Annotated in this window: 10 protein-coding genes; 1 reads left to right on the plus strand and 9 read right to left on the minus strand. The window is 52.6% G+C overall.

All coding sequences use genetic code 11. The features are described 5' to 3' along the window. Positions 1 to 209: 209 nt before the first annotated feature. Positions 210 to 869, minus strand: coding sequence for a ribose-5-phosphate isomerase RpiA (rpiA, locus tag O1Q74_RS17230; RefSeq protein WP_263058102.1), 660 nt, complete (start codon positions 867 to 869; stop codon positions 210 to 212). A 239-nt stretch (positions 870 to 1,108) separates the two neighbouring features. Between rpiA and O1Q74_RS17235 the strand changes: the two genes are divergently transcribed. Continuing rightward, positions 1,109 to 2,002, plus strand: a complete 894-nt coding sequence (locus O1Q74_RS17235) for a LysR family transcriptional regulator ArgP (protein ID WP_015841813.1) — start codon at positions 1,109 to 1,111, stop codon at positions 2,000 to 2,002. Between the two features lie 82 nt (positions 2,003 to 2,084). Here O1Q74_RS17235 and O1Q74_RS17240 read toward each other — a convergent pair whose 3' ends face one another. The 8 genes from O1Q74_RS17240 to tkt form a co-directional block, all read right to left on the minus strand. Beyond that, positions 2,085 to 2,810, minus strand: coding sequence for an oxidative stress defense protein (locus O1Q74_RS17240; RefSeq protein ID WP_271878976.1), 726 nt, complete (start codon positions 2,808 to 2,810; stop codon positions 2,085 to 2,087). 218 nt (positions 2,811 to 3,028) lie between these two features. Then, complete coding sequence (gene argO, locus O1Q74_RS17245) at positions 3,029 to 3,643, minus strand: arginine exporter ArgO (RefSeq protein WP_271874800.1); 615 nt, start codon at positions 3,641 to 3,643, stop codon at positions 3,029 to 3,031. 207 nt (positions 3,644 to 3,850) lie between these two features. Beyond that, positions 3,851 to 4,711, minus strand: coding sequence for a small-conductance mechanosensitive channel MscS (gene mscS / locus O1Q74_RS17250; protein WP_271874801.1), 861 nt, complete (start codon positions 4,709 to 4,711; stop codon positions 3,851 to 3,853). Between the two features lie 105 nt (positions 4,712 to 4,816). Further along, on the minus strand, positions 4,817 to 6,145 hold the full coding sequence (locus tag O1Q74_RS17255) for an IS4 family transposase (RefSeq protein ID WP_271874802.1): 1,329 nt from the start codon (positions 6,143 to 6,145) through the stop codon (positions 4,817 to 4,819). Between the two features lie 128 nt (positions 6,146 to 6,273). Further along, the gene (gene fbaA / locus O1Q74_RS17260; protein WP_015841829.1) at positions 6,274 to 7,350 is read right to left on the minus strand and encodes a class II fructose-bisphosphate aldolase; all 1,077 of its coding nucleotides are present in this window, start codon (positions 7,348 to 7,350) and stop codon (positions 6,274 to 6,276) included. Between the two features lie 136 nt (positions 7,351 to 7,486). Then, complete coding sequence (gene pgk, locus O1Q74_RS17265) at positions 7,487 to 8,650, minus strand: phosphoglycerate kinase (protein ID WP_271874803.1); 1,164 nt, start codon at positions 8,648 to 8,650, stop codon at positions 7,487 to 7,489. Positions 8,651 to 8,722: 72 nt separating this feature from the next. Beyond that, positions 8,723 to 9,739, minus strand: coding sequence for an erythrose-4-phosphate dehydrogenase (epd, locus tag O1Q74_RS17270; protein WP_271874804.1), 1,017 nt, complete (start codon positions 9,737 to 9,739; stop codon positions 8,723 to 8,725). Positions 9,740 to 10,053: 314 nt separating this feature from the next. After that, complete coding sequence (gene tkt, locus O1Q74_RS17275) at positions 10,054 to 12,048, minus strand: transketolase (protein WP_271874805.1); 1,995 nt, start codon at positions 12,046 to 12,048, stop codon at positions 10,054 to 10,056. Positions 12,049 to 12,449 lie beyond the last annotated feature (401 nt).

Below are 12,449 nucleotides of genomic sequence, written 5' to 3' on the forward strand. Positions count from 1 at the left end.
CAAACGATTGCTTCGCCCGAATCACGCCACAAAGAGGCGCGCCTGATTTATGGCAAAAAATATTGCCAAAGATGTGCATTGCCATATCGGCGATAAACAAAATAAGAAAATGTGATATTAACTACCAAAAATGAGCCGTTAACTAAATAGATTTTTTTAGCTAAAAAATTTCTGACGTGGACGTTCACCACGTCAGAACGATCTCGCACTCATTTAACGACGGTTTTTACCCCATCAGCCGTCCCGACTAAGGCGACATCCGCGCCGCGGTTGGCGAACAGCCCAACGGTCACCACGCCGGGGATACCATTGATGTGGTTTTCTACGGCGACCGCATCCATGATATTCAGGTTGTGCACATCCAGAATGACGTTGCCGTTATCCGTCACGACGCCCTGACGATAGACCGGTTGCCCGCCCAGCTTCGCCAGTTCACGCGCCACGTAAGACCGCGCCATCGGAATCACTTCAACCGGCAACGGGAATTTACCCAGCACATCAACCTGCTTGGATGCATCAACAATGCAGATGAACTGGCGCGACAGTGCTGAAATGATTTTCTCACGGGTCAGCGCCGCACCACCGCCTTTGATCATCTGCATGTGGCCATTGATCTCATCCGCACCATCGACATAGACATCTAGCGAATCGACCTCATTGGCGTCAAACACGGGAATACCCAGACTTTTCAGTTTTTCCGTTGAGGCATCCGAGCTGGAAACCGCGCCTTTGATTTGATGTTTTATCGAACCCAGCGCATCAATAAAGTGTGCGGCTGTCGATCCGGTTCCTACTCCCACAATGGTGTCCGGGCGGACGTAGTCGAGCGCTGCCCATCCCACTGCTTTTTTCAGTTCATCTTGCGTCATAATCTGCTTCTGGCCTGTAGAATCGATATACGAAAACGTGTGCGTATTATAGAACATGCTCATTGGGGAAAGCGTGTAAATTCACTTCACCGCCGATGCATTATTTCATGCGCCTCATTCCACACCTACCCTGCTGAATCGTAATTGCGCACAAGAGCCAAAATAAGATTTCTGCATGGCAAATCAGCAAAATGTGGCATAGTGAAAAAAACAGGCTCATTCAGAGGATTTTGACTTTCATGAAACGCCCGGACTATCGAACGCTTCAGGCTCTGGATGCCGTCATCCGCGAGCGTGGTTTTGAGCGCGCCGCCCAAAAATTGTGTATTACCCAATCTGCCGTTTCACAGCGTATCAAACAGTTGGAAAACCTGTTCGGCCAGCCGCTTTTGGTCAGAACCATTCCCCCGCGCCCGACGGAACAAGGGCAGAAGCTGCTGGCGCTGCTGCATCAGGTTGAGCTGCTGGAAGAAGAGTGGCTGGGAAATGAAACCAATAGCGATATCCCGTTGCTGCTGTCGCTGGCGGTGAACGCCGACAGTCTGGCAACCTGGCTGCTGCCCGCATTACAGCCAGTGCTGGTCGATTCCCCGATTCGCCTTAACTTACAGGTAGAAGATGAAACGCGCACACAGGAAAGGCTGCGCCGGGGTGAAGTGGTGGGCGCGGTGAGTATTCAGTCCCAGCCGCTGCCGAGCTGTCTGGTGGATAAGCTGGGCGCATTAGATTATCTGTTTGTGGCCTCGCCGACCTTTGCCGCCCGCTATTTTCCCAATGGCGTGACGCGTTCGGCACTGCTGCGCGCGCCCGCGGTCGCCTTCGACCATCTGGATGACATGCATCAGGCTTTTTTACAGCAAAACTTTGATTTATCGCCGGGCAGCGTTCCCTGCCACATCGTGAATTCGTCGGAAGCGTTTGTACAGCTGGCACGACAAGGCACAACCTGCTGCATGATCCCACATCTGCAAATCGAGAAAGAACTGGCCAATAACGAGTTAGTCGACCTGACGCCGGGGCTGTTTCAACGTCGGATGCTCTACTGGCATCGCTTTGCGCCGGAAAGCCGGATGATGAGAAAAGTGACGGACGCCCTGCTCGCACACGGTCATCAGGTACTGCGGCAGTCATAACGCACTGAGATAGTTATTCAGTAAAATGCCACAGGCCTGTCTGAGCAGGCCTGTGGGTATTATGAACAAGTGAGAACGGCGCTTACGGCGTACGCTGTAGCTCAAAGACAACATCCACCTGATCGTCAAAGTGAATAGTTTGCTGTTCATAGGTTTGTGATGCTTCGGTTTGCACTGCCGCGTCTGCCGTTTTAAACATCCGCGCCATCGGCATCGGCTGATAGTTGGCAACGTGATAGCGAACGCTGTAAATCGGCCCCAGCTTGGCGTTAAAGCCCTGTGCCAGCGCGGCCGCCTGACGCGTCGCCTGCTCAATCGCTTTCTTACGCGCTTCATCACGATAGGCTTCTGGATTGGCAACGCCTAATTCTACCGTGCGAATCTCATTAAGCCCCGATTTCAGCGCCCCATCCAGCAGTTCATTCAGCTTGTCTAACTGGCGCAACGTCACCTCCACCTGACGCACGGCACGATAGCCTTTCAGCACCGAGCCACCCGTTTTAAGATAGTCATACTCTGGCTGCGTGCGTAAATTGGCGGCATTGATATCTTTTTTCTCAATACCGTTTTTACTCAGAAAATCAAAATATTGTGCAACACGGGCATCGACCTGCTTTTTCGCTTCCGCCGCATCCTTCGATGACACGCTGACTTCAATCGCCAGACGGGCGATATCTGGCGTCGCATCGACGCTGGATGTCCCTGACGTCACGATATGCGGGCCATCCGGCAGTTCCGCAGCCTGAGCGACCATCGACATACCGCCCAATCCTACCGCAGCGGCCAACGCCAGTGCATTTAGCTTCATCATACCTCGCTTCACAATCTCTCCTTACTTATGTTTCGTCACGTATGCCGCTGGCAGACTATCTGTATCAATAAATTGTCTGTGCCAACACGGACTCTTCCAGAATGAAAGAGACAAGACGGACTGCTTCACCAACCACCATAACGCATTACTAACTCCACACAATATAGGTGAATTTCTGAAACACAGCGTAAGGCGAGGTTATTTATTTCCAACCATTATTGCCAGCCGTGGCGCGCCAGTTGCAGGGCAATCCCCCACATCACCACGCCGACAAAAAAGTTGATGATCCGCTGTACCCGCGGCGTATTCAGCCACGGTGCCAGCCAGGCGGCCAAGAGCGCCAACGCAAAAAACCAGGTGAAAGACGCAGTCATCGTCCCCAGCGCAAACCAGCGCCGAGCATCATCCGTAAACTGACTGCCCAGACTCCCCAACACCACAAAGGTGTCCAGATAGACGTGCGGATTCAGCCAGGTCACCGCCAGCATGGTAGCGATAATGCGCCAGCGGCTTTGTTTCATCACCTCGGCGCTGGCGAGTGAAATATTCTTGCTGAAGGCTGTTTTCATCGCGCCCCAGCCGAACCAAAGCAGAAACGCCACGCCACCCCAGGTCACCGCACCCAGCAGCAATGAAGACTGACTGAGCAACGCGCTACCGCCAAAAATACCGGCGGTAATCAGCACCATGTCGCTCAAGGCACATAACAGCGCCACCATCAGGTGGTACTGCCGACGAATCCCCTGATTCATCACAAACGCATTCTGTGGCCCCAAAGGCAAAATCATCGCTGCCCCCAACAGAACACCCTGTAAATACACCGCCCACATACTTCTCTCCTACCCCGTTTGTTGTTATCGCGGAGGAGTTTATGGAAGCCGATTAAATAAGTGAAATTGAATATTCTAACGCTACATTAGCTAATCTAATGTGCTGAAGGCGGGTAAAAGCGAGGTTGAATGAGAAGGCGATTTCTGATGATGCACCATGCCAATATCGGGACATGGTGCCTATTTATTTGCTTAAGTCAGCAGAGTTTACTCAGGTTGTTTCGCTGTGGATGGTACGTTATGCAGATGTACGTCCATCTGCGGGTAAGGAATACCGATACGGTGCTCATCCAGCACGCGTTTAAAGCTTTCCAGCAGATCCCAATACACCGCCTGCGCGTTGCCGTTGGTTGTCCACACCCACACCACAAAATTCAGCGATGACGCTGCCATTTCATTCAAACGGATCGTGACGCCCTTGTCGTGTTGGATACGCTCGTCCGCGGCAACAATATCGCCCAACAGCTTTTTCACCACGTCGATATCGGCATCATAGGCCACGCCAACAATAATTTCGGTACGGCGATCCGGCTCACGTGAACTGTTGATGATGTTGCCAGCAATGATTTTGCCATTCGGAACCACGATAATTTTACCGTCAGAGGTACGCAGCGTCGTCGAGAAAATCTGTACCTGTGTGACGGAACCAGACACACCGCCTAAATCCACCCATTCACCGGTACGGAAAGGACGGAAAATCACCAGCAAGACGCCCGCAGCAAAGTTGGCTAACGACCCCTGCAATGCCAGACCGACAGCCAAGCCTGCCGCACCCAGTACGGCAATGACCGATGCCGTCTGCACGCCAACCCGGCTCAATACTGCAATCAGCGTGAACGCGATTATGCCATAACGTACCAACGCAGAGAGGAAATCCGCCACGGTTGAATCGATAGAGCGGCTGATCATCAGTTTATTAATCGTGCCAGAAACGATCCGAGCGATCACCAGACCAACGATGAGGATCACTAATGCAGCGACAATATTCACGGCATACTGCAAAAACAAGTTCTGATGCGCCACCAACCAGCTCTCTGCCTGATCCAGGCTCGTATTAAGTTCTTCCATTTGAAAGCTCCTGTTTTTTAATCACTGGGAAAGCATAACGTTCATCACTTAAAGCGCAACATTACCACCAAAAATTAAGGCTCCCGTAGGAGTAATGCCAGTCAGTTAAGCAACTGACTGGCATTTTTTCTCAGCTTTTCGATATTTATAAGGTCTCTCTTTCACCACTCTCGGAAAGGCTCTTTCCCTTCTTATCGGCAGCTTCACCATCTGCCCCATACTTTCCAGATCTCGCAGTAGCTCAGGGATACGACCCGGCGATGCGCCCTGAAGCGTCATCAACATTCTCATGACCAGCCCGCAGGATTCTGAGAAGCTCAGCTGATTTGGCCAGTAACCTTTCAGTTGACTGGCCATTTTAATCATCTGATAACGCACCAGATTATACGCCAGCAGCACACCCCATAACTCCTGCTCCACAAGTTCCGGTTTTTTGCTTCTCAGTGTCAGTCTGCTCAGTTGCATTGTCTGTTTGATTTCACGGTAACCCAACTCGATTTCCCAACGGTGACTGTAAAGCTCAACCATTTCACCTCCCGGATAACGCATGCCATCGGTCATCGAGGTCAGTAACTGATAGGTTTTGCCTTTACGGCTATAGGTCAGTAATCGGGCTGTCACTTCTGTACTCAGTCCCGGCCATTTTTTGCGGGATTGTGGCGTCGTTTTCAACTGTACCAGATGATCGCCTTTTCCCAGTTTCCGGACCTCCTCGTAACGGGTACCTTTCTTAAGCGGTATCATCCAGTGTCGGTGTTCTCCCGCACGCTTCCAGGCATTCAGTAACCCTAATGAGTAATACCCTTTATCGAGCAGCGTCAGCGTATTATCTGCGGTCTGGTCTATCAGTTGCTCAGCCAGGGTATATTCGCTGTCTTTCATCGTACCGAAGGCTGCGGCGGTTATCAGATGGCTGGTCAGCTCCATCTGACAGACCATTTTGACCTGCGGGTAGGGGCCAGGTTGGCCGCAGTAAGTCTGGCGCGGGAAGGCGGCATCATTTTCAGGTGTTTCCTGTGTGCGCCAGACGACGCCATCCATCGCCAGTAACGTCAATCCACACCAGTGAGGATGTGCCACAGCGTTGTGCCACAAGTGAGCAGTGTGCGTGAACACCCGTCGAACGGCATCACTTCCGAGTCGCTGGCGGGCCTGGATAACCGCGCTGGGAGCAACAAAGGGACGGTTACCGGGCAGCATAATATCCAGCCGATTGACAATCTGATGAAGCGGCTCCTTACGTTCAAGCGCCATGCCGACAATGCACCAGACCATCATTTCGAGAGGAAGACGGCGTTTACGCAGGGTGACCACGCCGGACTCAGCAAGGCAACGAGCAATAAGTTCTGGGTCAAGAAAGTCGCCAAGAGAAGTCAAAGGGTTACGGGTCGAGTCGTAACGTGAAACGAGGTCGATGGCCTGAGAAATACGCATAAAAAAATCCGGAAATGAAGAACATTTCCGGATTCTTACACAGCTATTGGATCGTTCAACTGATCCTTAACTGATCAGCATTACTCCCGTAGGAGCCTTAGCATCAAATCATGTTTACGTTGTCTGCCTTACAGCACATCAACAGCGTTAAGCTCTTTGAAGGCTTGTTCCAGACGAGTCACCATGCTCGCCTGAGCGGAACGCAGCCACACACGCGGGTCATAGTATTTCTTGTTTGGCTGGTCTTCGCCTTTCGGGTTACCCAATTGGCCTTGCAGATAAGCTTCGTTATCTTTGTAGTACTTCAGGATACCTTCCCACGTTGCCCACTGGGTGTCGGTATCGATGTTCATTTTCACGACGCCGTAGCTGACAGAATCTTTGATTTCTTGCGCGCTTGAACCAGAACCACCGTGGAACACGAAGTCCAGGCTGTTGTGCGGCAGGTTATGTTTCTTGGAAACATATTCCTGAGAATCACGCAGGATGGTTGGGGTCAGCTTCACGTTACCTGGCTTGTAGACGCCATGTACGTTACCGAAAGAGGCAGCGATGGTGAAACGTGGGCTGATCGCGTTCAGTTTGGTGTACGCGTAGTCAACGTCTTCTGGCTGGGTGTACAGAGCAGAAGCGTCCATGTGGCTGTTATCCACGCCGTCTTCTTCACCACCGGTACAACCCAGTTCGATTTCCAGGGTCATATCGATTTTGGCCATACGTGCCAGATACTTAGAACAGATTTCGATGTTCTCTTCCAGAGACTCCTCAGACAGATCGATCATGTGAGAAGAGAACAGCGGTTTGCCGGTAGCCGCGAAGTGTTTTTCACCCGCGTCCAGCAGGCCATCGATCCACGGCAGCAGTTTCTTGGCACAGTGGTCAGTATGCAGAATGACCGGAACACCATAATGCTCAGCCATTTGGTGAACATGATGAGCGCCAGAAATCGCACCCAAAATTGCCGCCTGCTGACCTTCTGCTTTCAGGCCTTTACCCGCGATGAATGCTGCACCACCGTTAGAGAACTGAACGATGACCGGCGCGCGTACTTTGGCTGCGGCTTCCAGCACAGCATTGATTGAGTCGGTACCGACACAGTTCACTGCTGGCAAGGCGAATTGGTTTTCTTTTGCTACTGCGAAAACTTTCTGAACGTCATCACCAGTGATGACACCGGGTTTTACGAAATCAAAAATTTTAGACATGTTACGTGTCCCGTTTCGTTGGCCGTGGAGGGGTTAGAGAAATTGATGTTGAATCGACAGGTTGTCTCGACACGCTATGCATAACGACATGCCGAGACAACAACAGGAAAGGGGAAAAAGTGGCCCTTACCTTAAATTACTGCTTGGCGCGTTCTTCCAGCATAACCACTGCTGGCAGTTTTTTCCCTTCAACGAACTCCAGGAATGCACCACCACCGGTAGAAATGTAGGAGATTTTGTCAGCAATACCAAACAGATCGATCGCAGCCAGCGTATCGCCGCCGCCTGCAATAGAGAATGCTTCGCTATCTGCGATCGCACGGGCAATGGTCTCGGTTCCTTTACGGAAATTCGGGAATTCGAAGACGCCAACCGGGCCATTCCACAGGATAGTCTTGGCATTCTTCAGAATTTCAGCCAAACGCTCAGCGGAAACATCACCCAGATCCAGAATCTGCTCTTCGTCTTTGATTGCCGTAACTGACTTCAGCGTTGCGGTTGCAGTTTCAGAGAATTCTGACGCAACACGCACATCACTCGGTACAGGAATATCACAGGTTTCCAGCAGCTTTTTCGCTTCAGGAATCAGGTCTGCTTCGTACAGGGATTTGCCCACGTTGTGGCCTTGTGCAGCCACGAAGGTGTTAGCAATACCGCCACCGACGATCAGCTGATCGGCGATTTTAGACAGAGAATCCAGCACGGTCAGCTTGGTGGAGACTTTAGAGCCGCCCACAATGGCAACCATCGGACGTGCTGGTTCGCTCAAGGCTTTACCCAGCGCTTCCAGCTCATCAGACAACAGCGGGCCTGCACAGGCGATAGGCGCAAATTTACCCACGCCGTGAGTGGAAGCCTGCGCACGGTGTGCAGTACCGAATGCGTCCATCACGAACACATCGCACAGCGCCGCGTATTTTTTGGACAGGACTTCGTCGTCTTTCTTCTCGCCTTTGTTAAAGCGAACGTTTTCCAGTACAACCAGCTCGCCTTCGGCGACATCAACACCATCAAGATAGTCTTTCGCCAGACGTACAGGCGAAGAGAGTTTCTCTTTCAGGTAGTCAACAACAGGCAGCAGAGAAAATTCTTCGCTGTACTCGCCTTCGGTCGGGCGTCCCAGGTGGGAAGTAACCATAACACGAGCGCCTTGTTTCAGGGCGATTTCGATGGTCGGCAGAGAGGCACGGATGCGCGCATCAGACGTCACTTTCCCTTCTTTTACTGGTACGTTCAGATCCGCACGAATAAGAACACGTTTACCAGCCAGATCCAGATCGGTCATCTTAATTACAGACATGGTGAATCCTCTTGTTGATTCTCTTTTAAAGTTGCTTGAGCGAGATAGCGACCCCTGATCGCCACCGTCGTACTAGAAACCGCAGGCTGCCATCGCCCGTGTTGTATCCAACATCCGGTTGGCAAAGCCCCATTCGTTATCGCACCAGACCAATGTTTTAATCAGATGCTGACCACTGACCCGTGTCTGCGTGCCGTCAACAATGGCACTGTGCGGATCGTGGTTAAAATCAGCTGACACTAATGGCAATTCAGTATAATCAACTATACCACGAAACGACTCATGCGCTGATTTTTGCAATAGTGCATTAATTTCATTCACGTTTACGGCTTTCCTGACGCTAACGCTCAGGTCAATTGCCGTAACGTTGATCGTCGGCACTCGCACCGAGATCGCCTCAAAACGGTCAACAAACTGTGGAAAAATACGGGTGATCCCCGCTGACAGTTTGGTATCCACCGGGATGATCGACTGACTGGCGGCTCGCGTACGTCGCAGATCGTGATGATAAGCATCGATCACCGGTTGATCATTCATGGATGAGTGGATCGTCGTTACCGTGCCATTCTCGATGCCGAAGGCATCATCCAGCAGTTTAATCACCGGAATAATACAGTTGGTCGTACAGGACGCATTGGAAACAATACGATGCCCACTTTCCAACTGCTGGTGATTGACGCCAAACACCACCGTCGCATCCAGATCCGTCGTTCCCGGATGAGAAAACAGCACTTTCTTTGCGCCTGCCGCCAGATGGGCTTCCCCGTCTTCCCGGCTGCCGTAGACACCGCTGCAATCCAGCACGATATCGACACCGAGTTCTCGCCAAGGCAACTGCTGAATTTCTGCCTGATGCAACAAGCGAATACAGTCATCACCAACATAAAGCTGATCGCACTCCTGACGCACATCCCACGAAAAACGGCCGTGGCTGGAATCATACTTGAGCAAATGCGCCATGCCTTCCGCACTCGCCAGCTCGTTAATCGCCACAACGGCAATCTCAGCGCGGCGGCCTGATTCATACAACGCACGTAAAACACTGCGGCCTATGCGGCCAAAACCGTTTATCGCAATACGGATCGTCATGGCGTTCCTTGTGGTTCCTTATGTCATCGCTGGGCTACCCAGCGCATAGGATATACCCTTCTTAGACACCAGAGAACCCCTGACGAAACGCCGTCAGCACAACAACTGAAACGCTTCAGCTAGAATAAACGAATTAACGCATAAAAGAAATATTCTCGTCTGGCACACGCCAGAAGAGTGACCTGCGTCATAAAAATGAAAAAACGGCGTTTGGGGAGCAGGCAAACCACATTGAAAATAAGGGGAAATTCAGGATGAAAAAAAGCCGCCAGCGTTAGCTGACGGCTTCTCATATCGGGGTTAACGCAGCGTGATTACTTCAGGAGCGCCTGCGCCTTTTCCACCACGTTATCCACGGTGAAGCCGAAGGTTTCAAACAACTGCTCAGCCGGCGCGGATTCGCCGAAGCTCGTCATGCCGACAATCGCGCCGTTCAGGCCAACATACTTGAACCAGTAGTCCGCGATACCCGCTTCAATTGCCACACGCGCCGATACCGCTTTCGGCAGCACCGCTTCACGGTAGGCTGCATCCTGCTTGTCGAACGCATCCGTAGACGGCATCGACACCACGCGCACCTTGCGGCCTGCCGCGGTCAGCTTGTCATAGGCGCCAACCGCCAGTTCAACTTCAGAACCGGTGGCAATCAGGATAAGCTCAGGCTGACCGTCGCTGTCTTTCAGCACGTAGCCGCCTTTCGCCACGTTCGCCAGTTGCTCCGCGGTACGGGGTTGCTGCGCCAGATTCTGACGGGACAGGATGAGCGATGTCGGGCCGTCCTGACGCTCAATCGCGTATTTCCACGCCACTGCCGTTTCCACCTGGTCTGCCGGACGCCAGTTGCTCATGTTCGGCGTCACGCGCAGGCTCGCCAGCTGTTCAACCGGCTGGTGCGTCGGGCCGTCTTCACCCAGACCGATGGAGTCGTGGGTGTAAACGTAGATGCTGCGGATTTTCATCAGCGCGGCCATGCGCACGGCGTTACGGGCATATTCCACAAACATCAGGAAGGTCGCGGTGTACGGCACAAAGCCGCCGTGCAGTGCAATCCCGTTGGCAATCGCCATCATGCCGAATTCGCGCACGCCGTAATGGATGTAGTTACCCGCGTGGTCTTTATCCAGCGAGACCGAGCCGGACCAGATGGTCAGGTTGCTCGGTGCCAGGTCGGCAGAGCCGCCCAGGAATTCCGGCAGCAGTTTGCCGTAGGCTTCCAGCGCGTTCTGTGAGGCTTTGCGGCTGGCGATTTTCGCCGGATTGGCCTGCAAATCGTCGATAAATTTCTGTGCGTCCGCCTGCCAGTTGGCCGGCAACTCACCGCCGGTGCGGCGTGTGAACTCGGCAGCCAGTTCCGGGTAGGCGCTGGCGTAGGCGGCAAACGCCTCATCCCAGGCCGCTTCCTTACGCTGACCGGCCGGTTTGGCGTCCCAGACTGCATAGATATCAGCAGGGATCTCAAACGGTGCATATGCCCAGCCCAGCTGTTCGCGGGAGGCGGCGACTTCGGCATCACCCAGCGGGGCGCCGTGGGAATCGTGCGTACCGGCCTTGTTCGGTGAACCGAAGCCAATCACGGTTTTGCACATCAGCAGCGACGGCTTGTCAGTGACAAGCTGGGCTTCGCCGATGGCACGTTTGATGGCGTCCGCATCGTGACCGTCCACGCCACGTACTACGTGCCAGCCGTAGGCTTCAAAACGGGCAGCGGTATCGTCGGTAAACCAGCCTTCAACGTGGCCGTCGATGGAGATACCGTTGTCATCATAAAACGCAGTCAGTTTGCCGAGCTTCATGGTGCCGGCCAGCGAGCAGACTTCGTGAGAAATCCCTTCCATCATGCAGCCGTCACCCAGGAAGGCGTAGGTGTGGTGGTCGACAATCTCGTGGCCCGGACGGTTGAACTGTGCGGCCAGCGTGCGCTCGGCAATCGCCATGCCGACGGCGTTGGCAATCCCCTGACCCAGCGGGCCGGTGGTGGTTTCGACGCCGGCGGTGTAGCCGTATTCAGGGTGACCCGGCGTTTTGGAATGCAGCTGACGGAAGTTTTTCAGTTCTTCAATCGGCAGGTCGTAGCCGGAGAGATGCAGCAGGCTGTAAATCAGCATGGACGCGTGGCCGTTGGACAGCACGAAGCGGTCGCGGTTTGCCCAGTTGGGGTTGGCCGGATTATGGTTGAGGTAATCGCGCCACAGCACTTCGGCGATATCGGCCATGCCCATCGGTGCGCCCGGGTGACCGGATTTGGCTTTCTGCACCCCATCCATGCTCAGCGCGCGGATAGCATTGGCAAGTTCTTTACGAGAGGACATGCTTGACTCCAGATCGGATTGAACGACTGCCCTTCCTGTAAAACACATAAAAATCAACAAGTTAAACAAGAATGACAAAATAAATATGATTACAAATGTACATGAAAAATGTAGCGAATGCACATGGAACCGTGAGCAAAAAACAGGGATTTATCGGCTGACGAATCAATAGCGGTTCTTTTGCCAATTGTGCAGTGGATTACAGCACCATACGCGATGTTTTCTAGTGGGTTCACCTTTATTTGGCGTGCCTTTTGGGAATGCATCAGAAACAAAATGCATTACCTACATGCTCTCGTAAAAAGCACAAATCAGATTTTCCGATCTATTTCTCCATGTCGTTTTCGGGTAGTTTATAGTCGGTTTTCTTTCGTACTAAAAAACAAGCACAGTCGTAGGGA

Source organism: Pectobacterium sp. A5351 (assembly GCF_028335745.1).
Taxonomy (GTDB): domain Bacteria; phylum Pseudomonadota; class Gammaproteobacteria; order Enterobacterales; family Enterobacteriaceae; genus Pectobacterium.

Coding starts and splice junctions, on each gene's coding strand:
- O1Q74_RS17235 (WP_015841813.1), top strand. CDS start 1,109: ATGAAACGCCCGGACTATCGAACGCTTCAGGCTCTGGATGCCGTCATC.
- argO (WP_271874800.1), bottom strand. CDS start 3,643: ATGTGGGCGGTGTATTTACAGGGTGTTCTGTTGGGGGCAGCGATGATT.
- pgk (WP_271874803.1), bottom strand. CDS start 8,650: ATGTCTGTAATTAAGATGACCGATCTGGATCTGGCTGGTAAACGTGTT.
- epd (WP_271874804.1), bottom strand. CDS start 9,739: ATGACGATCCGTATTGCGATAAACGGTTTTGGCCGCATAGGCCGCAGT.
- O1Q74_RS17255 (WP_271874802.1), bottom strand. CDS start 6,145: ATGCGTATTTCTCAGGCCATCGACCTCGTTTCACGTTACGACTCGACC.
- mscS (WP_271874801.1), bottom strand. CDS start 4,711: ATGGAAGAACTTAATACGAGCCTGGATCAGGCAGAGAGCTGGTTGGTG.
- O1Q74_RS17240 (WP_271878976.1), bottom strand. CDS start 2,810: ATGAAGCTAAATGCACTGGCGTTGGCCGCTGCGGTAGGATTGGGCGGT.
- tkt (WP_271874805.1), bottom strand. CDS start 12,048: ATGTCCTCTCGTAAAGAACTTGCCAATGCTATCCGCGCGCTGAGCATG.
- rpiA (WP_263058102.1), bottom strand. CDS start 869: ATGACGCAAGATGAACTGAAAAAAGCAGTGGGATGGGCAGCGCTCGAC.
- fbaA (WP_015841829.1), bottom strand. CDS start 7,350: ATGTCTAAAATTTTTGATTTCGTAAAACCCGGTGTCATCACTGGTGAT.